Below are 23,251 nucleotides of genomic sequence, written 5' to 3'. Positions count from 1 at the left end.
CGCCATCCTGAAGGGCGATCATCGGGCGCTGATCCGCATTCAGCAGAGTGCCGCCGACTTCATGGGCGATAGCCGCCGCCAGGCTCAAGGGCGATCCGTGAAACCTCCCACGAATTGGAGACTGCAATGTCCGTAAATTCGGAATTGAATGAGCTGTTGTCTGATGGCGTTGCGACGCCGGAAGCAACGGCAGATGCACCAGCACCAGTAACTGAGCAGCCAGCCGTCGCACGCGACGATCACGGCCGTTTCGCCACCAAGACGCCGGAAGAAGCGCCGGCTCCTGTTGTCGAGCAGCCAGTCGCCGCAGCCCCGACCGAACAGCAGCCGCACCCCGGCAATGTTCCTGTCGGCGCCGTGAAGGCTGAGCGCGAAAAGCGGCAAGCGGCAGAGGCTGATGCCGAAGCCCTGCGCCGTGAAGTCGCAGAATTGCGCGGAATGGTCGTTGCACGTCAGCAGCCGGCTCCGCAGCCACAGCAGGAAGAACGTCCGATTGCCCTGTGGGATGATCCGGACGCCTACCTGCAAAGCCAGCTCACGCCCTTCCAGCAGCAGATGCAGGAAATGCGTGAAGAACTGTGGGAATCGAAAGCAGCAGCTGTGCATACACCTGAAGCCGTGCAAGCGGCCAAGGCAGCGGCCGAAAAGCTCTTCGGTACCCCGGAAGGGAAGATTCTGCATCAGCAGATTACATCTGCCGGCGGCAATCCCTTCGACAATCTGGTGAAGTGGCACAAACAGCAGGAAGCTATCGCTCGTGTCGGAAACGACCCGGATGCGTGGCTGCAGGCTGAACTTGAAAAGCGCCTCGCTGATCCCGCTGAACAAGCGAAGATCCTCGAACGCATCCGCTCTGGTGCAGCATCCAATCCGACTACGGCACAGCCTGTCACAAGCCTTCCGCCGTCTCTCAGTCGTCTTCCGTCTGGTGGAAACGCCGCCGCGGACAACGACATGAGCGACAGCGCGCTATTCAGCCACGCAACCAGCGGCAAGCGGTAAAGCCAAGAGAGGCGCCGCGCCCGTCTTGAAAGGACCATCCCATGGCCGTCTCTACGGTTCAGGACAACAATAAACTTGTCCAGTACACCAAGGAAATCAACCGCGAGTTCGTTCGCGAAAACCTGTTCTCGCCCTACATGGGCCAGGATCTGACCGCTATCATCCGCATTCGCCAGGAGTTGAAGAACGGCGGCGAGCAGATGAACATTCCGCTTGTCACAAAGCTTCGCGGCAAAGGGAAGGGCGCTGGCACCCTCGTCGGCAACGAGGACAAGATCGACAACTACGGCATGCGCCTGTGGATCGATTGGGCGCGCAACGCCGTCACCATGAAGAAGAACGAGATCCAGAAGGATTCTGCTGACCTGTTCGGCGAAGCGAAGCCGCTTCTCGCGGATTGGGGTAAGGAGCGTCAGCGCGACGACCTGATTGCAGCCTTCATGGCCCTTCCTTCGGAAACCGCTCCCGTAGGGCTCGGCTCTGACGACGGCAACACCGTCAACGGTATCAGCTATGAGGCTGCTACTGCCGCGCAGCGCAATACGTGGAATGCCGACAATAGCGACCGCATCCTCTACGGCAATGCGATTGCAAATTACAATGCGGTTCACGCCACGGCTCTCGCCAACATCACCACGGCCGCCGGCAAGTCCAGCGCGGCGTCTCTCACTCTGGCAAAGCGCATGGCTGAAAATGCCGTGCCGGCGATCCGGCCGTTCAAAACTGCTGACGGCTATCAATGGTACGTCTATTTCTGCGGCTCGAACGAGTTTCGTGACCTTCAGAATGACGCCGACATCAAGACGGCGAACACGAATGCTCGTGCCCGAGAAGGCAACGGCATCGACAAGAACCCGCTCTTTGTCGACGGCGACCTTCTCTATGATGGCATCATCATCCGCAAGGTGCCGGAAATCACCCTGTACGTCACCCAGGTTTGGACATCGCTGACGACCGCCGGCAACAGCGGCTCGCGCATCGAACCCGGCTTCCTCTGCGGCCAGCAGGCGGCGGTTCTCGGCTGGGGCCAGATGGCAAAGCCAACCTTCCGCAAGGAAGACGACTACGGCTTCATCCAGGGCGTCGGCACTGAGATGGCCTACGGTGCTGCGAAGATGTTCAAGAAGCACCCGATGGACGGCACGGCACTGAAGCAGTGGGGCGTCGTCACCAAGTTCAGCAGCGCCGCGCAGGACTCTTGATGAACGGTTAGGGCGGCAATCGCCGCCCGTTTCCTTTCCCTCACTTATGAAAGGGCACGACGATGCCTCTCAATGCCAACACCACGGCGCGTGACGCCGGCTTTCAGAATGTCCAGTATTACCGCAAGCGCATCCAGTATACCGACGGCGTTCTGACGTGGAAGTTCAAAATTCCGGCCGGCGCAATCATCCTGGCGCCCCTCTCGGGCGTGGACGTGCAGACCGTCTTTAACTTCGGCACCAACAATCGCGTCCAGATCGGCGATGCCAGTAACGCATCAAAGTACGGTCTGAACGTGTCCCTGGCGGCGTTGGGCTTCGCGCCGATGGCCGTTGCGGTCGGCCATAAGGTCACGGTCGACACGGATATCGTGTTCACCGTCGACAACAGCGGCACGGCAGCAACAACCGGCGACGCCGAGCTCGTCCTTGCCTATATCCCGGCCAACTGAGGGGCGCGACCATGGTCAAGGTAAAGTACCTGCCGGAACCCGGCACCCCTGACGATACCGAGACGCTGAATCACAAATTCAGTGCTCGACGCGCGACGGACGTCACCGATGAAGCAGTTCTGGCCGTTCTTCGCGGAAATCCGTTCTTCCAGGTTCTGGATGACGACAAGGGCTCAAAGACATCCACTCCGGCGCCCAAGCCGGCGAGTACACAGCTTGCCGCGGTTGAGCAGGAAGATGGCACCTTTGCCATCACCAACGGGACCGACCTCATCAAGGAAGGCCTGACCAAAGAAGACGCCGACGCATTCAATGCCCTGTCCGACGAGGACAAGGCCGAATACGTCGCGGCATAACCTGCAACGGAGCGTGGCGAGATGAAGACGAGACAAGACTTAATCCTTGCCACGCTCAAGCTCCTGCAGGCTGATGGTGGAGTAGGGCAGAACCCGCCGCCGGAGAACGTCGAAGATATCGACGGCATCATTGACGGAAAGCTTGCGGAACTAAGCCAGCGCCAGATCTATGGCGCGAACGATCCGCAGCAGTTTGATGACGAGGTGATAGAGCCTCTATCGACTATCCTCGCCAATTCCGTGGCGCCAAGCTACGGACAGCCTCGCAATGATGCCTCGAAGTTGGCGGCAGAGAACACGCTGCGCCAGCTCAAGCCTTCCACGTACGTTTCCGGCTCCGTTCTGCCAGTGGAATATTTCTGATGGCTGACATCATCTTTCCGACCAGCACGGCGCCAGGCGCTCGCCCGGGCGAAGGCTCTGGCCGACTGATAAATTGCTACGCCGAACCGCTTGAGCAGGGATCGCGAAACAGCTTCGCGCGCCGTCGCGCGCCGGGTCTGTCGCCGGTGGCGAAGACGACGCATAACGGCTGCCGGGGCTTTCACTATTACAATGGTGACCTCTTCGTCGCGCAGGCCGATCGGCTCTCCCGGGTCAATTTTGTCTCGGGTGCCTTCACAGTCACAGATATCGGCGCGTTGACCGGGACGAAACGTGTGACCTTCGCCCGCAACAACAAAGCACCGATCCCCGATATCGTCTGTGTCACGGAAAATGGTGCTTTCATCGTCACCCGCGATGCGCCGCCAACGGCATATCCGGACGGTGATCTGCCACAGCCGATCAGCGTGACGTTTATTGACGGCTATTTCATCTTTCCTATCCGTGACGGCCGATATTTCGTGTCTGCGCTCAATGACACGGCAGTCAATGCAGTCGATTTCGGTAAAGCGGAGAGCCATCCCGGCGGCCTTCTGAACGCCTTCGGCTTCGGTGAGCAGTTGGTGCTCTTCGGACCTTCCGGCATGGAGTTCTGGCAGAACGCCGGGAACGCGACTGGCACACCGTTCTCTCGAGCCGCTGTCTTTTCGAAGGGTTTGGCCGATACCTACGCTATCGCGGGCAATGAGGAAGGCTTCTCGAGCCTGATTTTCGTCGGCGACGATAATGGCGTTTATCGCCTCGATGGCGGATATCAGCCGTCCAAGATCTCTGGACCCGATCTCGATCGCCTGATCGAAGCCGTCACGGACAAGTCGACGATCGATGTCACGGTTGCCGTCACGTCGGGCCATATGTGGGCAACAGTGACCGGGCCGACATTCTCATGGACATATGAGCTTGCAACCGGCTTCTGGCACGAGCGCGCGAGCTATCTCGACAACCGTTGGCGGGGCGTCTGCTCGATCAAGGCTTTCAACGGCTGGGTGATCGGCGATCGCACCACGGCCGATGTTTGGAAGCTCGATCCGTATTATGCAAAGGAAGACAGCAACCCTCTCGTTTTGAGTGCAATATCGCTGCCGACGACGAGTTTCCCAGATCGCATTGCCATTCCCCGAGCCGATTTCGATCTGATCGTCGGTCAGGGCCTCGTGACGGGTGACGAGCCGATCGATACCGATCCCGTTTGCCTGATCTCATGGTCCGATGATGGCGGCAATTCATTTGGAACACCGCTGGTGCGCCCAATCGGCCGCTTGGCGGCGCATCGTACGCCCGTCGTCATCAACCGGGCCGGCATGTCGAGTCGATATGGCCGCGTCTGGCGCATCGACGTGTCCGATCCCGTCTATGTGTCGATCTTGGGCGGCTCACAGCAGGCAACACCGGTTTCGAACTGATGGCTTCCACCCTCGCACCTCTTCCGCAACTGCCGGTCCCGACCGAGCGGATTGCAGACCCGCAGACCGGCCGCGTCAATCAGAACTGGTACCAGTACCTGAAGGCGCTCGACCAACATATCCGCGAAGCTGAAAAGCGCATCGCTGCCTTAGGAGGCTGACTATGGGATTTCTTAGCTCTCTGACCGGCAGCAACATCGGCAAAGCAACAACGAAAGCTATCGGGCAGAACGGCGTTTTGCTCAACAACTTCCAGAACGCCGGCAACAGCATCATTGATACCGGCGAACAGAAGTCGGCCGGCGCGCTCGATCAGGCAGTTAGCAATTACGATCCATATTTGACCGCTGGCAAGAACGCGACCAGCATGTATTCCGATGCGCTGGGCTTGAACGGCGCAGATGGGAACGCCGCGGCGACAGGTGCGTTCCAAGCTAGCCCTGGCTATCAGTTCTCGCTCGATCAGGGCACGCAGGCGGCGTTGCGCGGCGCGTCGGCCGCCGGGATGCTCAATTCCGGCAATACGCTCACGGCGCTATCGCAATATGGGACCGGCCTCGCCAATCAGGAATTTGGAAGCTGGCTTGACCGACTGAATGGTCTCTCCGGTCAGGGGCTCACCGCTGCCAATGGCGCAGCCGGCTCTCTCGGCAACCTCGCGAGCCTCTATCAGGGCACGGCAAATGATCGCCTTGGACTCGAAAGCTCCGTCACCCAAGGGCAAATGGGCCTCAATAACGACCTAGCCGCAGTCAAAGAGCAGCAGGCGCAGAATAGCGGCGGCTTCCTCGGCAAGTTGCTCGGAACCGGCGTCAGTCTCGGCACGAAGGCATTGACGGGAGGTCTTTTCTGATGGCGATTGCAAGTCTTCGCGTCCCGATATCCGATCTTCCGAAGCCAGATATCTCTTGGCTCGACACGCTGTCGAATTCGGCCGGCAATGCCATCGATACGATCGCCCAGAATCGCGCGTTCGAACAGAATGTCATTCCGGCAATCACCGGCACGCCTGCGCCCCAGCAGCAACCGGGCTTTCTCGGTCGCCTGTTCGGTGGAAACCGCATTCCCGCGCCTGGAGCACAGCAGCAAGTCGCGGCTACCAATCCTGCGCCGGTGCAGGGCAGCGCCGCAATTGGCACGCCGAACGATATTCAAAACCAGTTCATCAATACGGCGCGGGCTGGCGGCCTGACGAACCCTTACGGCTTGGCAGCGGTTGCCGCGACGGGCCGCGCGGAGAGCTCATGGGACCCTTCGAAGGTGAACGCCGCTTGGCCTGACCCCTCGCAGAGCGGGCAGGCGGGCACGGCCGGCGGCATTCTGTCTTGGCGGAACGAACGGCTGGCAAATCTCCGCAACTTCGCTCAGTCGCAGGGCGCTGACCCGTCGAACATCAGTCCGGAACTGCAGGCGAAGTTCTTCCTTCAGGAAGACCCGGCGCTCATCCAGCGTCTGAACGCCGCTAAGAGCCCGCAGGAAGCCGCCAGCATCATGGCGAATGCCTGGAAGTTCGCCGGGTATGATCAGCCTGGCGGGGAGGCTGCGCGCCGTGCCGCGATGGCGCAGAACTACTATTCGACGCAGTTCGCGAATGCGCAGCCGACAGCCGCCGCCTCAGCAGGCCCGACACAGGTTGCGAGCCTTGATCCCTCGATCGGAATGCCGATGCCCGGTGCTGCCGGCGAGATGCGCGCCACCAATCCGGCTCCGGCTGCATCTGGGTTTGATCCCGCCACGGCGACGCCCGCCCAGTTGAATGCCGCGCTCGGTCCCAACCAAGCCGCGCAGCCCGGTTATGTCGACCCTGTCGTAACCACGGCCTATCGGCAAACTCCGCAAGCGGCCGGAAGCGCTCCGGTCAATCCGCCTGTGCAGTCTGTCGCCGCTCCGGCTGCAACTGCTCCGGCGGCAGGTGCAAATCCGGATTTGATCGCAGCGGCCCAACCGGCATCCCGGCAGAATGTCACGAATGACCAGATTGCCGCCATGGTGCGCAATCCATATACGCGGCAGGTCGGTTTGCAGCTCTGGCAGCAGGTCTTGACCGGCAAGACGGCACAGCCTTGGTCTTTCGTGAAGCTCGATGACGGCACGCTCGCCCGCGCCAACCAATCGACTGGCGAAGTCCAGAGCCTCGGTAAGTTCGCCAGCTCGAAAAAGGAGCTTCTGTCGAACGGGAAGGGTGCGTTCTACGATAGCACCACTAACCAGTGGATCACGCCGCCTCCTGGCGCAGCTGGTAATTCGGACAACTACTATGGCACGCTCATCAAAGGCTATGACGCCGCAGGAAATCCGGCCTACTTCCAGCCTGGCAAGGATGGCTCCGCTAACAAGGTTCCACTTCCGGCCGACTTCAAGCCAGAGAACCGTTACGAGAAGATCGATCTCGGGACCTCGTGGCTGATCAAGGATACGACCAACGGCACCTCGCAGGAGATCCCCAAGGACGTTCAGGGCGAAAGTCGAGATAAAGCCAGCGGCACGGCTCAGGCAGCCGCACAAACGGCATTGCCGGCTGTCGAGGGCGCTGCAAACCAGATCCTGTCTTCTATCGATAGTCTGGCGAATGACCCGTATCTTCCGAAGATGCTCGGCAAAAGCAGCTATCTGCCGAACGTCACCACGGATTCGCAGCGCGTCCAGTCGAAAATGGATCAGATCACCGGTCAAACCTTCCTGCAGGCCTACAATACCCTGCGTGGCGCCGGTCAGATCACCGAAGTCGAAGGTCAAAAGGCTACGGCCGCTATGGGACGCCTGAACACGGCGCAGAGCGAGAAAGACTACCGAGACGCACTCAACGATCTGCGTGGCGTTGTTCAGAACGCTGTTCAGCGCGCTCGCCAGCAAGCAGGTCAGTCCGTAGCGCCACAAGCTACCGTGCCCGCCAGCAATACGACATCTTCCGGTGTCAAATGGAGCATTGAGCAATGACCGTTCTGAACATCGCCGGTCATCGTGTCACGGTAGACGACAGTTTTCAGCAGCTCTCGCCCGACCAGCAGAATGCGACGGTCGCGGAGATTGCGAAGACACTCGTCAGTCAGCCAACGCCCCAGCCGAACATTAGCGCCGCCGTGCCTAAGACCGACGCTGGCACCAGCCAGCCGGCCGATCCTCGCGACAGCATAGCTGGCCGCGTCGACGCTTTCGGACGTGGCGCTGCAGATACGCTCTCTTTCGGGCTCGCCGACGAAATTGCCGCTCAGGCAAAGAGCGGACCGTTGTCCGTTCAGCGGCCCCCGGATGAGTATTACAACAGCGGTATCTATGCTGGGGAATACAATCCGCTCGGTGCCGTCGCTCGGTTTCTGAACGCACCCTTCGCATCCGATACCAAGGACGCGGATTACAATCGTGCGCTTGCCGAAGAGCGCGCTACGAATGCTTCTGACGAGCAGAACCGCGGCGGCTATCGTCTTGCGGGCCAGCTTACCGGCGGTGTTGCCGGCGGCGCGGGCTTGGCAAAGAGCGGTCTCTCCCTGACCGCAAATGCTGTCAATCGCGGTGCCAGTCTTGCACGCGTGGCGGCGGCTGGGGCAGGCGAGGGCGCGCTTCTTGGCGGAGCGCAAGGATTTGGCAGCGGAGAAGGCGGATTTTTAAACCGGCTTCAAGGAGCTGGGGCGGGAATATTGACCGGCGGCGCTCTTGGTGCGGTAGCGCCGTATGTCACCGCTGGTGCCGGCTCCTTCCTCCGTTCGCTCCTGGCGCCGGTCACTTCTCGTTTGAATCCGACGCCTGCGACAAACCGTGCGCTTGGGACCGCGATGCAGCGTGCTGGCGTCACGGCGGACGATGTGGCTAACTCGATCCAGGCTGCGATCGACGATGGGCAGCAGGGCTATGCTGTGGCGGATGCCATCGGGAACGCCGGTCAGCGAATGCTCTCCTCTGTGGCTCGCACGCCGAACGACGCCCGTCAGGAAGTCGTAAACCAACTTCTGACACGCCAGGCAGGGCAGGGCGAGCGTCTTTCTAACGCCATCGCCGAGGGCTTTGCAGCTCCGGACACGGCTGCGCAGCGGGCCGCTACCCTGACAGGCGCCCGAGATTCTGAAGCTAACCAGCTTTATGGGGCCGCCCGTCGTGATGCCGGCGCGGTCAACGTCTCGCCTATCCTCGATACAATCGACCAGACCCTTTCGCCTGGCGTCAACCAAGTTGTGAGCCCTCGCGATAGTATAGGATATGATACGATCGAAGGTGCGCTGTCTCGCGTTCGAAACATGCTGTCGGACGGTAACTCGCAGGTTACGGACTTCAACACTCTGTTTCGCGCGAAGATGGATGTCGACGATATGATCCAACGTGCCACGAACCAGGGCGCAAACTGGCGGGCGAACGCTCTCGGGCAGGTGCAACGCCAGATCAATAATGCTCTTGCTGAAGCGTCGCCCTCCTATCGACAGGCAGCAGCAAACTATGCGGAGCGGAGCGGTGTGATCGATGCTGTTGACGCCGGTACGGCAGCCGCATCCGGGCGTACCCGCGCCGCTGACAATATCGCGGGGTTCAATGCGATGACGCCGGATCAGCAGCAGGCATTCCGCGCCGGTTATGCTGATCCGTTGGTGACCCGCGTTGAAGCGGCTGCATCATCGCCGACGACGAACAAGGCTCGCATGTTGATTACGCCAAAGTATGCGAGTGAATTCCAATCGTTTGCCGCGCCGGGAATGGGCGATCAGCTTGGCAATCGCGTAGCGCGAGAGCAGCGCATGTTCGAAACGATGAACCAGGCAATCGGCGGTTCGCGCACTGCGGACAACATTGCCGATATGTCGGACATCGCCAATTTCGACCCGGCCGTACTGTCAAACCTCTTCAGCGGAAACCTGAAGACGGCAGCTGTTCAGGCTGCAGTACGCGTTCTGAATGAAGGGAAGGGCATGCCGCCGCGCGTCATTGAGCGCATCGGCCGTGGATTGATGGAAACCGATCCACAGGCTGCCCAAAACCTGCTCACTGTTGCCTCGAGCAAAGTGACTTCAGACACTGCTAAGCGCGGGCTGGCGACGGCGATTTTGAATAATCTTGTATCGACAGTCCCGGGGAGACTAGCGGCGGCGAACTAGGTGCGCGTCTGCTTTTGCTTCCAGGATGTTGGTACTCGATTGCCGGTGGTTTCAATTGCCCATCCGGCAAGAGTGCAGCCAAGCGCAATGCCGCCGGCAAACGAAAGCCAATCCATTCCACGAGTTAGCGCCGTAATGCCGACACCGAAAAGGAGCAGCGGAAACACCCAGCGCCATGGACCTGGTGTTCGGTCGATCTTCGGCTCTTGCGGATCGTGTTCGATTGTCGTCATGCCGGTACATTACACGAATGGCGCGAGATGAAAACTGGCTATCCGTTCCCAAGGACGATGCTTATGGCCGTTATCGTCTCCGATGACCGTAGTGATAGGGGTAATGGTAGGTACCGCCGGGATGTTTCGCATAGCAGCTCGCCCGTTTGCAATGGCCGGTGGCCCAGCCGTTGTACGGGCGAGTGTCCCGATACCGCGCCTCGGCAGCAGAAATGCTGAAGGCGAGGGCGCAAAGCGCAATTACCAAAATCCTCATGGGGCTCTCCGTTAAAGGCGAGCGTCCATGTAACATTTTCTCGTTAAGGGCGAGTTAGCGAGTATACAGAGGTCAAAAGATCTGATTTGCCCGCGCCGTTGCTTGCCCGAAAAAGCTCCGAAGATGATCGCTGTTACGCTATACAGCGCGTTGCTCCACGTCAGGCGCCTGTCGTTACAAGCGAGCCGTCGCAGACGTATCTCCAATGGACTCCATCGCTGTAAACGGGATGAGATTTTCCTTCCTCTGGATTTGTCACTGCAAATTGGACGTAGGTTTCATGAACCAGGTCGGGCGGAAGCGTCTGGCGAGTGTATGCCGGCAATCTCAACGTCGGTTGCGGGTAGCGACCGGAGGTTTTGATCGGACCACTGTCCATAGCTGACTCAAGGCGGCTCAGAATTTCGGCGTGCATCGTTAATCCCCGAGCCTTTGCTGCCTGCTCAAGGCGATCATAGAGCGCCTTGGGGAGGCGAAGGCTGGTGCGAACGACATCTACATCTTGTTCCATCTTCGATCCTTTCGTCGGAAGCAACTTGATTACAAAAGTTGTATATGGTGTCAATATGGCGCCAATATGACGTCAATCGGCGAGGCGGTTCTCTGGAGCCGCCTTTTTCTATGGAGAAACGAATGGCGGGTTTCTGGAACCAGTCGAATACCCAGATCCATGACGCGAACGGCAAGCCGTTCATTGGTGCTCGAGCCTATTTCTATAAAGGCGGCACGACGACTCCAATCACGGTCTACAAGTCGTATTCGCTGGGCTCAATCAATGCGCATCCAAACCCGGTCCAGACAGACGGAAACGGCTATTTCCCGCCGGTATTCTTCGATGAAGCTGATGGTTTCTATCGGGAACGCCTGACGAGCGCTCAGGGTGTCATAATCTATGATGTAGACGGTCTCCCGATCATTGGCCCTTCAACGGGTGGCGGCGGTGGCAGCGACACGCCGGTCGATCCCAGCTCCGTGCTGATCACCGGTGACATGATCATGGGCTACGGGTCTGGAGCTCGCACAGGCTTCGTCCGAGCCAACGCGCGCACGATCGGGAATGCCATCTCAGGAGCATCAGAACGGGCAAATTCGGATGCGCAAGCCCTTTTCTCCTGGCTCTGGAATGCCGATCCAAATCTAACCGTCGTCGGTGGCCGTGGCGCGAATGCGCTGGCGGACTGGAACGCTAACAAGCAGATGACCCTTCCAGATTGGCGTGGTCGAGCGATCATCGGTACCGATGTTATGGGCAATATCGCAGCCAATATTATTCCGGGAGCCGGCCTTGGCTGGGCCGGAGGTGAGGCCGTACACAAACTCTCTGTTGGTGAAATGCCGAACCATGCGCATCCACTCAGCGATCCCGGTCACGTCCATAACTGGGGAAATCGAGCTCAAGGGTTCCCGCTTAGCTCTGGCAACGTGGGTGCCTTCGCCCAAGGCGGCCCAGATCCAAGTGCCCTGAATACCACAAACTCCTATACCGGCATCACCATGAGCCCGGTTGGCGGCGGCCAAGCCCACAACAATATCCAGCCCTCCCGAGCGCTCACAATTTACATAAGGCTTTGACGATGTACGAAGCAAACTTTGCTCCGGTGTCGAACCGCGCGGATTGGTTCGGCACGATCGAGCTCGTCTATGACGATACGGGTGAAACTCTGACCGACCTGACCGATCTATCGGTTCTTTTGGAAATCAGAAGCCGCAACCCGCCCTGCCGCGTGCTGTCGGCTTCAACTGACGACGGCCATATCGAGCTAACTGCCACTGGCATCATTCAATGGCATTTCACAGCCGATGAGATGCGCCGTCTCACCCCAGGCGCCTACGAAATCGGCATCACCATCACGCGCGAAGACTTCACCGAACAGGAGCTTGTCGGCTCCGTTCCGGTCATTGACGGGATTGTCAGAACATGAGCCAAACATCTTTGCGTCTCCGCGTCGTTCCACGCTACCCGGCGAAAGTCACCGCAACCGATGGCCTCAAGGCTGTCCGGACTGGTGTCGATCTCGTTGTGAAGTCGGACTATAGCAACCTTGTTCAGGTTCCCAGCGTCAGCAACCCTGATCGGACGTTCATGCTCGCATGGGATGCTGACATCGACAATTATCAGTCGATGTCTTTCACGAACATCATCAACAACATCCAGGATGCTGTGATCGGCCCCCCGCTGGCTGCGATCGACGCCACCAACCCCGGCGCCAATCAGGTCGTATATTTCACTGATGTCGGTGTGGCGTCCACTTATACAGCGTCAGATTTTGTTCGGGGCATCTCGAACTCTGCCGACGGAGCGTCATTTTCTGCGGCAATTGGCGCTCTAAATTCATCGGATATCGGCAACACTGTTCCTGTCATTCAATCTCAATATGCGTACGTGTACGACAAAGATATTCTCCTTCAGAACATCCCCAATATCGATCTTTCCGGCGCGACAGACAGCTCAACTGCATTGCTGGCATTGCAAAACGCTCACGCGAGCACCGGTTTCAAGTTTCGTGTGCCTCGCGACGGGAAGATTCGCCTTGATCAGAGCTTCGTGGTCAACCAGGGCCAAATCCTGCGCGGTGACCTGACCCCGAATGACGCCAGCGGAATAGCTGGTTACGACTACTCGATGCTGCCATATGCCTTTGTTTTGGGAAGCGGTGCGCAATTCCGGCTCGACAATGGCGGAATTATCGAAAATCTGCTGATTTATCGGCGAGGCCTCGTTTTCAACGCGGATCAGGGAAATTTTTCAAGCTGGACCGGAAACGGTATCGTTCTTGGCTATGGCAACGATCAGAACGTCCGCAATACCATGGTCTTGGGCTTCCAGTACGGCGTTCGCTCCCTGAATGATCGAGGTCTGAACGGATCAGGCCGTGTTGTTCTCGACAAAGTCTATGTCGATTGCGTCAACGGCTTCTATCTTAACGGTTCATACGACACAGCCTATTTCGACAGGCTGAAAGCTTTTGGCTTTGTTACGCAAGGGTATGCGGGAACTCCGGCGCCAGGAGAAGGATACGACCCGAGAAAGGATCGCAGACCTGGTGTTGGTTTCCAGATGCTTGATCGATCTGATGGTACGACGCTCGCATCGCTGCATGTCTTCGGCTACAAGACAGGCTTTAGAGCAAATACTGCAAGTTGGCTCGCTGCAAACGTCTCGATCGATTATCCAACGACGCCCACTTATACCAGTGCGGGGTTGGGAGTTCTCGGCGTTGAACTTCTCGCGGATACCGATCCGACTGGGCCGCGCTTTACTGACTATGATCCCTCTCAGATCGCAAACTTACAGATTTGGTCAGTCGAAAATGGTCTAAAGATAACCGGATCTGCGGGCCGCATCACACAAATTGGCACGCTGGCGATCGTCAACCCCTACGGAGATGGCATCCAGATCAATGGGGGTGGACTCATCTGCCAAAACGTCAGGATGGCGAATGTTTCAGGTGCTCCGGTCAGGTTCCTTAAGGCTCCTGACACGCGCTCACTGATCCGGGGGTATGCATCTAACTTTGGTGCAGGGCGGAACAGCAGCGGTGTGCCGGTCGTGAAGGTTCCTGCCAATAGCAACGTCAATCTGGTCGACGTGCGACTGGATTCCGATCAATCGGTAGGCGCAAGCTATTTCGACAATCATCCGAAAGCGCAGCAAGTAGCTTCCGCTGATCCTCTCCTCCTTCCAGCTTACCGAGGCGGCGACGTCGAGGAATATCTCGTGACAGGAACGACCGGATTTTCGGGCATGTACGGCTTGAGGCCGGCTCGCATCTTGCTCAGGTTTCAGTCCGCTCTTACGATCTTTGCTGGGCCATTTACCGGCGGTTTCAGGCTGCCGGGAGCCGCCACCAGTCTGTCTGTTGCCGCTGGAGCTTCTATTCTATTTGAATACGACGGCGACCTTGATCGATGGCGCGCAGTTGCCTACAGCGGCTGACCACGGAGTAGCGGTGTTTAGCTAGCCGCTGTTGGGAATGACCGGCCTACATATTTCTATGGATTTCATTGAAGAGGCTGAAGAAGGTTTCGTGTTTAGGAAACTTCTTGATGTCCTCCGACGGTATCTGAATTTGTGTTGTGGGAAATGAATTAAAACTGGGGTGGCGAACCAAATAAGCGACTTTTTCCTTCATGGAATTAAACAAAAGAATGTCGCCTTTTTCTAGATAGGCGAACCCGTCCTTTTCGATTTCTTCCAGCTGCGGCACCAATAGGTCAGTATGGGTTTCCATGACTTGTGGCTGATTCCAGCTGTTTTTGGGATCGGAAAGCATAAGCCGAAGGATTTCAGCTGCTGAAACTAGCTGCTCGGCAATGTTCTTGCGAGTGTCGCCCATAATTTTGCTCCCTAACGTTTTTTGCCGATACCTAAGCGCGGCAATTATAAAATCAGAAATTCGCGCTTAGGGCGAGTCACTGCGCAGCAATGCTCGCGAATATTTCCTGAGGACATCTCATGAAACCGAAACTCGTCCCGAATGCGGGCCGGGTGCTTCGCCGTGCGTGGAGCATCCGCCTCATCATCGTGGCCGGCATGCTTTCCGGCTGCGAAGTCGCCCTCCCGATCGTCGACAAATTCGTCTCCATCCCCCGCGGCACCTTTGCCGCTCTCACGGGCCTCGTCACCTGTGGCGCGCTGATCTCTCGTCTCGTCGCCCAAGAAAACCTGAAAGGAAATGATGATGGCGAGTAAGAGCGCAAAGGTTGCTGTTGCCTCTGGGATTGCAATGGCCGTCACGACGTTAGCGGCGCCGGCTGAGGGCTATTACGGCTACGTCTACAAAGACCCGATCGGCGTCCTCACCTATTGCTACGGCGAGACCCTGAACGCCAAGGACATGAAGGGCCGCACTTTCAGCCAACAAGAGTGCCTCGATCTGCTCAAAGTGCGGATGGCGCATTACCAGCAGGGCAATGCGGCCTGCGTGAAGGGCTATGACGACCTCTCCCCCTACGTCCAGATGGCATTCAACGACTTCAGCTACAATCTGGGCAATGGTACGTTCTGCGGCCCGATCGCCGGTCTCCTCAACGCCGGTAAGGTGAAAGAGGCCTGCCAGCGGCTCACGCTTTACAACAAGGCGCGCAAGAACGGCGTGCTTGTCGAGCTCCCCGGCCTGACGAAGCGACGCGCTCTCGAGCAGATGTATTGCTTGAAGGGAGCCGCATGATGTTTGGCTTCGGGATCTTCGATTACATCAAAGTCGGCGCCGGCCTCGTCATCGGCGCTGCTCTCGTCTTCTACCCGGCGCGCTGGATCGGCCAGGGTGAAGGAAAGCAAATGGCCGCAACGGCCGCCCTCACAAAATCCGTAACCCTCCTTCGAGATAGGAATGTGACCAATGATCAGGTGTCTTCTGCTGATGCTGCCACTCTGTGCGCTGATTTCGGGCTGTCAGACAGCGACGCCGCAGAATGCGTGCGACGGCTGGCAGAAGCTAACGCCAAATCTGACAACGTTGGTAACGATCCTGCAAACGGATCGACCGTTTGCCAATCAGGTCGCGGCCCACAATAGGTTCGGGCACCAGCAAAAGTGCTGGTAGGCGCTGGGCTGCTTATAGGCTTCTTCACGACTTCAGCTACGCTTGCAGCCCTCCCGCTGCTGGCGTGGCATTCAATCTAGCATTTTTAGGGCAGGGCGTAGGATATATGGGCACGGGCAAAGAGGATACGGCTATGAACAAGCCTCGCATCATCTTCGATTTCAATCTTGGCACACTCATTCCGCTCCTTGCCTTGGCGCTGGCGGGATGGGATCGATATGCAGCCCTTGAGGCGAAAGTGCAGGTCATCGATACTCGCGGCCTCGCTCGCATGCAGATCTCCGACACATTCCAGGCCGAAACGAAGAAGGCGCTTGCCGATGTCGCCAGCGCTCCGAAGGATATCGTTGAGCTGAAGAAGGGGCAGGAGGTTGCCAACGCTCGCATGGACCGGCTTGCCGATCTTATGATCAACGGTCAGGACGCGATGCGGCAGACGATGCAAACCGGCTTCGATCTTCTTCGCAAGGATATGTCGGCGATCTCGACAAAGGTTGAAGTTGTCGGCTCGAAGGTGGATATGATGACCGGGAAGCCGTCGCCAGGGGTTTTTCGCCCGCGATGATTGGACGCTAGTTGTATAGAATAAATTTGACCGTCAGACTACGAAAGAGGGTGAGCGCTAATCGCGGACCGCGGGGGAGGAATCATGGTAGCTGCATCGACTGTACTCGGGGCAGCCGGCGAGCACTACGTGATGTGTCAATTGTTGCGTCGCGGCCTAATAGCAGCGCTTGCGCCGGTTGGTGTCCCCAATTGCGATATCGTTGTGACTGATGACATCGGGGACCGACTTTGCGCGGTGCAAGTTAAGACTCGATTGGATAAAGGGTCAGATGGTGGCTGGCATATGAGCAAGAAGCACGAGACCATCATCGCACCGCGATTATTTTATGCGTTTCTCGATTTCGGAAAATCTCTGATTGATCCACCTATGTGTTTTTTGGTGCCGAGCGCCGTCGTCGCCGATACACTAAAGAGGTCACATGCGGCTTGGCTCTCAAGTCCTGGAAAGAAAGGCCAGGATCGGAAGGATACGGATTTTCGCCGATTTTTACCTGACTACGACAAGGTTGGAACGTTTGTTGGCTGCGGCGCCGGCTGGCTTGAAAAGTACCGCGAGCGCTGGGACAGCTTGGTACAAACGGCGACTGCATAGCCTTGTGGCGCACTCGGAATGATCGGTATGGCCGGTATGGCTCTCGGGGTGTCGTTTGCGGATACGCTGAGGCGGATTGGAAGCGTTATAATGGGGAGATGATATTTGTAAGTAGAGCTTGTTATTTACGTCGGTTGACAACCCTAGGATAGGATGTACAGTTTCGGGGTCTACAATTGGGGGATGGTAGAATGACGGTTGTACATAAAATGTGCTTGGCGATTCTTGTTGCAAGTCTGAGTGCGAACTATTCATTTGCTAGCGGACAATGCCCGGCAGGCTTAAAATTTGTCGGACAAGCTTATAAAGAAGACTCGAAAGTAAATGCGGAAGCAAAAGTTCCAGCTGTTGAAGTTTTGGTGAAGCTTCCACCTGGCTTGAAGGTTAACAAGAACTACAGGCAGTCCGGCGGTAAGTGGGCTGGCGGCAGTGCGTCCGCAACTATGACGGACGGCAATGTGCCCAACGGCTTCGCGATTATTGCAAGCGGGACAGAAGGCGGCGAAAAAGGTTGGTCTGTAGGCGCCCCAGATGTTGTCGTCATTGATGAAGACGGTGACACCATCCTCCAGCGTGGAGTTAAGATTAGGCTATATTGCCATACCGGTAGCGGCGAGGTGACTAAACTTGGCCACGTAAGTTGCAATGTTAAGGCCGATATATGCGTTTTAGAAAAACGGTGAGCCAATCTTCCTTGGCGGAGTGAGCCGTCTGGTAGGCGGCTTTCTTCCCTGATATGCAGTCCTTGTGCGGCTTCATGGCATGTAAGGCGGAGCAGCCTATCTTTGCTCTTTCCTAGGTCGCCGATCAATAGTCTGGACCGGAAAATGCCGACCGATGGTCGTAGCCGAAAGCTACTCGACCCACCTCGGATATGACCTGCACCAACAGGATGGCACATGCCAAGCCGCGTAGTCTCGAGGGTAATTTATTGTTGCTCATCTCCGGCATTCCATTTTCGATCGGCTGATGGATCCGTTCCTGCAGAGAAATTTGCCGTCCGATGTGCACGAAACCACGCCGCCCTTTTTGCCGGAGCATGGGGTGTTTCGAGCATCGACCGAGGTGGGAATGCTAGCCCCAACGGCAAACACAAAAAGAACAATGATATTGAGCATTAGTTTCGACATTGCATCCTCCGATACATGCTTTCATTTTACTGAAATCTCGTAAAAGTCGAGTCGTTCTTAAATGCATGTGCTGCAGCCCCCAGGGCAGAGGGACCCGGCCGAGGGCGGACCGAAACGAGGATGTCGGCCGGGTCCTGTGAACCGCCGCCTTCGCAAAAAAGCCCGACCTCAAGTCGGGCTAAGCTTGGTGGGAAAATATCAAACTGCGACGCCCTATCGGGGGCTCTGGTAGTCTGAAATGAATGCCCTGCCCGGTGGGGCCACGCAGGGCGGCTACGTAGCACTGTCGCGCGAGTCGGGGCCGAACTGGAGTTCAGTAACTTGCGCAGTATAAAAGTATCACTCGATGTTGATATTGTGAATAGGGTGAATTATCTCAGCATAAGATTAGTATCGCTCACGTGATTGTCACATCAAGCCGAATATGTCCGCATATTAATAGGGGTATCCTTTGCCCGGCGCTCAGATCTGCGATTTCGCTGTGCCTCGCCAGCAGGAGCAATACCATGATGGGACCTGTTTTCTGATCTCACGCGATTTTGGAAATCGAAACCTTCAAGCCGTGGAACGCTTCCTTCAGCAAGATTGGGATTGCAATCGAGACGACCAAACCGAACAGAATATAGAGTGGAACAGTCTCATCTTGCTGAAAGCGGTAGTAGGGGTCGGAAATATCCGAAAGGCTGATGCGGCCGAGCGCAACAAAAAGTAGGTTCAGCAGGAAGAACCCGAACATATGGTTGAGCAATATCGCATAGGGGTTTTGCCCAATGAAGGAGAGCATCCTGGCGGTCCAACTCCTGGTGATTGCCACTGAGATCGCGTAGAAGATGATGATCCCGAATATGCTTGTGATCATGGGCGTCACAAAATTGGGGAACGACATGATCTGCATCGAGAAAAAGACGTTGTAGTTGCTGAAGATGAAGCCCTCGATCACGAAGCAGATCGCTGCCACGGCGAACGGGAGCGCGGGGGATAACGGCAAGCGGCGCTGAAATCTCCCGAAAAGCGAACCAAGATAGTAAAAGCCGCATCCCAAGAGGAAGCGTAGCAAGACGATCTCGATTTTATGGCCGGCGACAACGATATGCCGATCTTGATCCTGGACGTCGCCATAGAGCAACGTAGCGACATAAATGCTTGCCGCCGCAGCGCCTACATAAAGCACGCCACATACCGATCTCGTAATTGCGGGGCCGATCAGCCGGCTTGCGATCCTGTGCGTCCACACGTGGATGATGTGGAAATAGAGGTAGATGAGGATATAGGCGCCGATGAACCAATACGCAGCCGTCAGATATCCGCCAAACAGAAAGGTCCTTAAGATTGCTGACGGGTTTGGAGCGCCGCCGCCAAACGGCAGTCCTAATTGATGAAATACGGACAGCGTCAGGAAGTCGTAAAAAATAGCCGCCGCCAGAGCTGGAAAAATCATCCTTGAGAACAGTTTTGCCGTGATTTGAAAGATGCTTTCGATCTTGTCATCGCGGTAAAAGATGCCCGAGATAAAGAAAAACAAAGGCATATGGTAGGAATAGACTGGCAAAATTTTGATGCCGATATCGGTTCCCACATGTCCGGCCACCACTGCGATGATGCCCAGTCCCCTTAGAATGTCTATTGCTTCATCACGCTGCACTTCAAACCCGTAAAGCTATTCTGGCTCCTTTTATTCGATCTAGGGTAATGTCGCGCGCCGGCAAGAAACTAATAGAGACCCGCCTGAGATTGATTTTCTCAGCGGTAAAGATTTCCGAACGGTCATCCGGCCAACTTTCCTAGGATTTCCATGAAACCGAAACTCGTCCCGAATGCCGCGTGTTTACCCGAAGTCGATGGCTACGCGGCCGCCTGCGCAGTCCCCCTACTAATTTTCAAGCGCCGGTTATTCTCGATATACCGATAGCTTAGATGCGCCGCGAAAAGTGCCGCGGCCAATGTCGCAGGGAATGCTATCGCGAAAGCCACAGACGACGGCAAGCTTACGGATTGCCTTCCTAAAAGTCGAAATGACACTTCGCGAGCTACGATGATGATCGGGAGATGGCAGAGATACAAAGAATAGGATCTGTTTCCGACCCATTGAAGAAGCGATCCAACTCGTCCTTTGGAGATTCCTCCGTCAGGCAACGAAATGGAGACCGCTACGGCTGATGCAGCCGCCAATAGCGGGATTGACCAGTTGAGGTCCAACATTGTGGGGAGCGCGCAAATTAGCGCGATCGCCAGCACGCAAACCAAGATTCTTGTTCGAGAGAAGAGCCGCGCTACGAGGGCAGCCACTCGGTCTTGATGGATCGCCAACAGTACTCCGACGATTAAGCCCTGAGGACGCAGCACCCAGGCCAAAGAAAATGCTCCATTAATGAAAAAATAGTTGGCTGCGATCGAGACAATAAGAATTGCCAAATAGGCCTTCGCGAGGCGCGAATACGTGAAAATAAAAGCAAGGATAGCGAATAGCAGATAAAACTGCTCTTCCAGAGATAGGCTCCAAAATACGCCATTGAAATCCGGATTCATGCAGCTGGTGCCGATGCTGTGCGTAACGACACAGTGCGACCAATAAAAGTTCGATGTTGCGGTCAGGGCGGTTGCTGCGCTGGTCAATGCCGTCGCGAGTGTGCCGGGATAGGAGACGCTTATCGTGCACAGTGACAGCATGGTCGAAAATGCAATCCAGAACCACGCTGCCGGCGCAAGCCTATTAAAGCGCCGTATCCAAAAGCCCTTAAGCGCCGATCCACTTAACTTGTGGCCGATTCCCCAGTCGCCCCTACTGATGAGCGATCGAGCGATCACAAAGCCGGATATGACAAAAAACAAATCAACACCGGACCAGAAGCCGGCATAATTAAAGATGCCATGATACCACCCCGGAGTCGGAAGTCGGCTTCGATAGTGCTGTAAAAATACCATCAGCACTGCAATGCCGCGCAGCGCTTGAATGTCCCTGTTCTTTTCCATCGGTCGGCTCCAGATCTTGATCGTTGAATACTCGATCATCTGATGGATGGGCAACCGATCGGCCGTTATCGGTTGCAATCTCGACTCCGACTGCTCGAAGCTGCCGGCGTTCCGGTCTGGATCGATTTCGAGCCGGCGATCGCGCATAACAAGATCATCGTGATCGACGGACGCCTGACGATCGGCGGCTCATACAATTACACCGCGGCGGCGCAGAAGCGGAATGCGGAGAACGTGACATTTACCGAGAGCCGAGAGCTTGCCCGCAAATATCTAGGGAATTGGGATAGCCGGCTGAAGGTTTCGAGGGCATTTGAAGAAGTTCCCCGCCGTCAATGACGGGCGAAGTCAAATCACCCTTCGTCGCCGTCATATTTCTCGTGGAGTTCGTCAAAAATTGCATCAAGCTCGCCCAGAAGGCGGCCTACGTCATCAGCGTGCTGCTCAACGTCAGCCAGATCTTTTAGGATGCCGGACTTGGACAGGCCTTTGATTTGAAGGGCTACACCTTCATCTCTTGTAGAAAACCAGACTATTCGGGGAGAATGAACTATCTCGTTGCGATCAGGGAGCAGTTTTTTAAACTCGTTAGCTAGCGAAATCAGCGACTCTCTCTCCGTTGCGTCGAGCTCTCTTGCCGCGCCCACTACGTCCTTGAAACATTCCAAACGCTGGGCTCCAGCATTCTGAGATCTAAAGATGAGAGCTAGAGCAGCCTGTCTGTTCTTCAGAATGATGGTCGCAATATTGGCCAGCGCCAAATCCATCGCCGCCCAGCGTACGGTCACTTTTCCGATTCCCTGTAAGAGATCTTCGCGTTTTTCAACAAACCATAAGTCGTTGCTAACCATCGCGTTTCATCCGTTGTATTTTGCGGTCTTAACGATGGGGCTCGTATCGGCTTGGCGGAAGGTGCCACTTATCGACAGCCGTTGGCATATGCAGGGTTCACATCAGCGCTTGAGGAGCCCGTTCGTAAAGCAACCAATTATGAAGCTCAAAAATCTTATCCGCGACTTCAGCTACATCCTCATCACTCATATGCCGTAAAGTGGCTCGGAGCGTGCCTTCGCCATCAATCTCTGCCGCATGGGACGTGCAACGATCGTAAAGTTCTTGGTATCGATCTCCGATCTCATCATTCGAGAATTCTTCCGGTTTGATTGTCGTCATGGACGCAAAAGCGTTCTCAACCCGCGTTCTGATGTCTCCTAGGCCGACAAGGCAACCGACAGCGGCGGAAAGTTTCGAAAGATAATATCCATCTGTAGACATAGGCGCTCTCCCGAGATTTATCAGACAATGCTCAAAATTTGCGTGCATGTCGATGGTGAGATTTCGCCTAAATGGCGAACAATTCCTGTGAAAATCTTGGATAACCAGATTTGTGATTAGCCGCCGCTCTCCTCCTGAGGCCCAATGCCGCCAGGAGGTGCGCCATGTCGCTTGCCTATTATGCCCGAAATGCCGCTACGGCGGAGCGCAACAGACGTAGGATGCGAAGGGAGGGCGCGACCATGAACGGCCATAAACTTTGGACCGATGAGGAGAAAGAGCTCGTCCGTCAACTTTCTCCAAACTATGACGAGCTATGCAAACTCATGCCTAGTCGTAAGCGAATATCTATACGGAAATTGGCTTCGGCGTTAGGTGTAGCGAACGAAAAGCATATTTTCACAAGTGCCGAGATTTCAAAGTTGCGTCGGCTGTATCCGAAAGCCTCATGGGAGGAAATTCTCGAGGCGTTTCCTTTTTCGAACAAGAGCCGATTAAAGTGCGTCGCGAGGTATTATGGCTTTAGAAGGCCGAAGAAGAAATATAAACCTACAGGCGACCAGCCAATAGACGCGCTCTTGGAGAAATGCGCAGCTGCGAACATGTCATTGGCTGACCTAGATAAAGAGTGCCGTACGAAAAGCTATTTCAGCCACGAAAATTGGCGTAGCCAGCCCCCGAATTACACGCGCATCGTAAAAGCCATCAAACTGCTCGAAGGCCAGTTAAAAGCCGAGTGGACGGCTGAGGAATAGGGATAGAGCAGGGGCTGCCTGCGGGGCACGGCGCTCATCGGAGGATAAGC

General features: G+C 56.3%; 29 protein-coding genes. 22 read left to right on the top strand and 7 right to left on the bottom strand.

Annotation, left to right across the window (positions count from 1 at the left end):
- Positions 1 to 126 precede the first annotated feature (126 nt).
- From ACK83U_RS12475 to ACK83U_RS12430, 10 genes are all read left to right on the top strand, one after another.
- Positions 127 to 1,002: a hypothetical protein gene (locus ACK83U_RS12475; RefSeq protein WP_112602784.1), complete on the top strand. Its 876-nt coding sequence runs from the start codon at positions 127 to 129 to the stop codon at positions 1,000 to 1,002.
- 41 nt (positions 1,003 to 1,043) lie between these two features.
- Positions 1,044 to 2,204 carry a DUF4043 family protein gene (locus ACK83U_RS12470; protein ID WP_112602782.1) on the top strand — a complete coding sequence of 387 codons (1,161 nt, stop codon included), beginning with the start codon at positions 1,044 to 1,046 and terminating at the stop codon, positions 2,202 to 2,204.
- 62 nt (positions 2,205 to 2,266) lie between these two features.
- On the top strand, positions 2,267 to 2,656 hold the full coding sequence (locus ACK83U_RS12465) for a hypothetical protein (protein ID WP_112602780.1): 390 nt from the start codon (positions 2,267 to 2,269) through the stop codon (positions 2,654 to 2,656).
- An 11-nt stretch (positions 2,657 to 2,667) separates the two neighbouring features.
- On the top strand, positions 2,668 to 3,012 hold the full coding sequence (locus ACK83U_RS12460) for a hypothetical protein (RefSeq protein ID WP_412474604.1): 345 nt from the start codon (positions 2,668 to 2,670) through the stop codon (positions 3,010 to 3,012).
- A 21-nt stretch (positions 3,013 to 3,033) separates the two neighbouring features.
- Positions 3,034 to 3,375: a hypothetical protein gene (locus ACK83U_RS12455; protein ID WP_112602776.1), complete on the top strand. Its 342-nt coding sequence runs from the start codon at positions 3,034 to 3,036 to the stop codon at positions 3,373 to 3,375.
- A complete protein-coding gene (locus ACK83U_RS12450) occupies positions 3,375 to 4,799 on the top strand; it encodes a hypothetical protein (RefSeq protein WP_112602774.1) in 1,425 nt (474 codons plus the stop codon). Before ACK83U_RS12455 ends, ACK83U_RS12450 begins: the two co-directional genes overlap by 1 nt.
- Entirely contained in the window at positions 4,799 to 4,960 is a 162-nt protein-coding gene (locus ACK83U_RS12445; RefSeq protein WP_162707986.1) for a hypothetical protein, read from the top strand. The genes ACK83U_RS12450 and ACK83U_RS12445 overlap by 1 nt, the downstream gene beginning before the upstream one ends.
- Before the next feature lie 2 nt (positions 4,961 to 4,962).
- Positions 4,963 to 5,652, top strand: coding sequence for a hypothetical protein (locus ACK83U_RS12440; RefSeq protein ID WP_112602772.1), 690 nt, complete (start codon positions 4,963 to 4,965; stop codon positions 5,650 to 5,652).
- Positions 5,652 to 7,736, top strand: coding sequence for a phage tail tip lysozyme (locus ACK83U_RS12435; RefSeq protein ID WP_112602770.1), 2,085 nt, complete (start codon positions 5,652 to 5,654; stop codon positions 7,734 to 7,736). Before ACK83U_RS12440 ends, ACK83U_RS12435 begins: the two co-directional genes overlap by 1 nt.
- Positions 7,733 to 9,877 carry a hypothetical protein gene (locus ACK83U_RS12430; protein ID WP_412474603.1) on the top strand — a complete coding sequence of 715 codons (2,145 nt, stop codon included), beginning with the start codon at positions 7,733 to 7,735 and terminating at the stop codon, positions 9,875 to 9,877. Before ACK83U_RS12435 ends, ACK83U_RS12430 begins: the two co-directional genes overlap by 4 nt.
- Here the strand turns inward: ACK83U_RS12430 and ACK83U_RS12425 are convergent.
- Entirely contained in the window at positions 9,874 to 10,110 is a 237-nt protein-coding gene (locus ACK83U_RS12425; protein ID WP_112602768.1) for a hypothetical protein, read from the bottom strand. The genes ACK83U_RS12430 and ACK83U_RS12425 overlap by 4 nt on opposite strands.
- 416 nt (positions 10,111 to 10,526) lie before the next feature.
- Positions 10,527 to 10,877: a ribbon-helix-helix domain-containing protein gene (locus ACK83U_RS12420; RefSeq protein WP_162707985.1), complete on the bottom strand. Its 351-nt coding sequence runs from the start codon at positions 10,875 to 10,877 to the stop codon at positions 10,527 to 10,529.
- A gap of 122 nt (positions 10,878 to 10,999) precedes the next feature.
- Here ACK83U_RS12420 and ACK83U_RS12415 point away from each other — a divergent pair, with 122 nt between their 5' ends.
- The 3 genes from ACK83U_RS12415 to ACK83U_RS12405 are packed head-to-tail and all read left to right on the top strand — an operon-like array spanning position 11,000 to position 14,303.
- The gene (locus ACK83U_RS12415) at positions 11,000 to 11,938 is read left to right on the top strand and encodes a hypothetical protein (RefSeq protein ID WP_112602766.1); all 939 of its coding nucleotides are present in this window, start codon (positions 11,000 to 11,002) and stop codon (positions 11,936 to 11,938) included.
- A gap of 2 nt (positions 11,939 to 11,940) precedes the next feature.
- Positions 11,941 to 12,288 (top strand): hypothetical protein, encoded by a 348-nt coding sequence (locus ACK83U_RS12410; protein ID WP_112602764.1) that lies wholly within the window; start codon positions 11,941 to 11,943, stop codon positions 12,286 to 12,288.
- Positions 12,285 to 14,303 carry a hypothetical protein gene (locus ACK83U_RS12405; RefSeq protein WP_112602762.1) on the top strand — a complete coding sequence of 673 codons (2,019 nt, stop codon included), beginning with the start codon at positions 12,285 to 12,287 and terminating at the stop codon, positions 14,301 to 14,303. Before ACK83U_RS12410 ends, ACK83U_RS12405 begins: the two co-directional genes overlap by 4 nt.
- Before the next feature lie 46 nt (positions 14,304 to 14,349).
- Here ACK83U_RS12405 and ACK83U_RS12400 read toward each other — a convergent pair whose 3' ends face one another.
- Positions 14,350 to 14,703, bottom strand: a complete 354-nt coding sequence (locus ACK83U_RS12400; RefSeq protein ID WP_112602760.1) for a hypothetical protein — start codon at positions 14,701 to 14,703, stop codon at positions 14,350 to 14,352.
- A gap of 119 nt (positions 14,704 to 14,822) precedes the next feature.
- On the opposite strand from ACK83U_RS12400, the gene ACK83U_RS12395 reads away from it, so the two are divergent.
- The 7 genes from ACK83U_RS12395 to ACK83U_RS12365 all read left to right on the top strand — a co-directional run bounded on the left by ACK83U_RS12395 (position 14,823) and on the right by ACK83U_RS12365 (position 17,754).
- Positions 14,823 to 15,059: a hypothetical protein gene (locus ACK83U_RS12395; RefSeq protein WP_112602758.1), complete on the top strand. Its 237-nt coding sequence runs from the start codon at positions 14,823 to 14,825 to the stop codon at positions 15,057 to 15,059.
- Positions 15,049 to 15,537: a glycoside hydrolase family protein gene (locus ACK83U_RS12390; RefSeq protein WP_112602756.1), complete on the top strand. Its 489-nt coding sequence runs from the start codon at positions 15,049 to 15,051 to the stop codon at positions 15,535 to 15,537. The genes ACK83U_RS12395 and ACK83U_RS12390 overlap by 11 nt, the downstream gene beginning before the upstream one ends.
- Positions 15,534 to 15,884, top strand: coding sequence for a hypothetical protein (locus tag ACK83U_RS12385; RefSeq protein ID WP_162707984.1), 351 nt, complete (start codon positions 15,534 to 15,536; stop codon positions 15,882 to 15,884). Before ACK83U_RS12390 ends, ACK83U_RS12385 begins: the two co-directional genes overlap by 4 nt.
- Before the next feature lie 161 nt (positions 15,885 to 16,045).
- Positions 16,046 to 16,477: a hypothetical protein gene (locus ACK83U_RS12380; RefSeq protein WP_162707983.1), complete on the top strand. Its 432-nt coding sequence runs from the start codon at positions 16,046 to 16,048 to the stop codon at positions 16,475 to 16,477.
- Positions 16,478 to 16,561: 84 nt separating this feature from the next.
- On the top strand, positions 16,562 to 17,071 hold the full coding sequence (locus ACK83U_RS12375) for a hypothetical protein (RefSeq protein WP_112602750.1): 510 nt from the start codon (positions 16,562 to 16,564) through the stop codon (positions 17,069 to 17,071).
- Between the two features lie 18 nt (positions 17,072 to 17,089).
- Positions 17,090 to 17,173, top strand: a complete 84-nt coding sequence (locus ACK83U_RS12370; protein WP_112602748.1) for a hypothetical protein — start codon at positions 17,090 to 17,092, stop codon at positions 17,171 to 17,173.
- A gap of 89 nt (positions 17,174 to 17,262) precedes the next feature.
- Positions 17,263 to 17,754, top strand: coding sequence for a hypothetical protein (locus ACK83U_RS12365; protein ID WP_112602746.1), 492 nt, complete (start codon positions 17,263 to 17,265; stop codon positions 17,752 to 17,754).
- A 976-nt stretch (positions 17,755 to 18,730) separates the two neighbouring features.
- Here the strand turns inward: ACK83U_RS12365 and ACK83U_RS12360 are convergent.
- Together ACK83U_RS12360 and ACK83U_RS12355 are read right to left on the bottom strand one after the other, a co-directional pair.
- Positions 18,731 to 19,843: an acyltransferase family protein gene (locus tag ACK83U_RS12360; RefSeq protein WP_412474602.1), complete on the bottom strand. Its 1,113-nt coding sequence runs from the start codon at positions 19,841 to 19,843 to the stop codon at positions 18,731 to 18,733.
- 200 nt (positions 19,844 to 20,043) lie between these two features.
- On the bottom strand, positions 20,044 to 21,171 hold the full coding sequence (locus ACK83U_RS12355) for an acyltransferase family protein (protein WP_162707982.1): 1,128 nt from the start codon (positions 21,169 to 21,171) through the stop codon (positions 20,044 to 20,046).
- Positions 21,172 to 21,213: 42 nt separating this feature from the next.
- Here ACK83U_RS12355 and ACK83U_RS12350 point away from each other — a divergent pair, with 42 nt between their 5' ends.
- Positions 21,214 to 21,510, top strand: a complete 297-nt coding sequence (locus ACK83U_RS12350) for a phospholipase D-like domain-containing protein (protein ID WP_112603031.1) — start codon at positions 21,214 to 21,216, stop codon at positions 21,508 to 21,510.
- 14 nt (positions 21,511 to 21,524) lie between these two features.
- Here the strand turns inward: ACK83U_RS12350 and ACK83U_RS12345 are convergent, their stop codons facing one another.
- On the bottom strand, positions 21,525 to 22,022 hold the full coding sequence (locus tag ACK83U_RS12345) for a hypothetical protein (RefSeq protein WP_112602738.1): 498 nt from the start codon (positions 22,020 to 22,022) through the stop codon (positions 21,525 to 21,527).
- 97 nt (positions 22,023 to 22,119) lie between these two features.
- Positions 22,120 to 22,446 carry a hypothetical protein gene (locus tag ACK83U_RS12340; RefSeq protein WP_112602736.1) on the bottom strand — a complete coding sequence of 109 codons (327 nt, stop codon included), beginning with the start codon at positions 22,444 to 22,446 and terminating at the stop codon, positions 22,120 to 22,122.
- A 164-nt stretch (positions 22,447 to 22,610) separates the two neighbouring features.
- Here ACK83U_RS12340 and ACK83U_RS12335 point away from each other — a divergent pair, with 164 nt between their 5' ends.
- Positions 22,611 to 23,201, top strand: coding sequence for a hypothetical protein (locus ACK83U_RS12335; protein ID WP_112602734.1), 591 nt, complete (start codon positions 22,611 to 22,613; stop codon positions 23,199 to 23,201).
- The last annotated feature ends 50 nt before the right edge of the window (positions 23,202 to 23,251 follow it).

The organism is Rhizobium sp. WW22 (assembly GCF_047041135.1).
Taxonomy (GTDB): domain Bacteria; phylum Pseudomonadota; class Alphaproteobacteria; order Rhizobiales; family Rhizobiaceae; genus Rhizobium.
The sequence above is the reverse complement of the archived record's forward strand: the minus strand, read 5'-3'. Positions and strand labels throughout refer to the sequence as shown.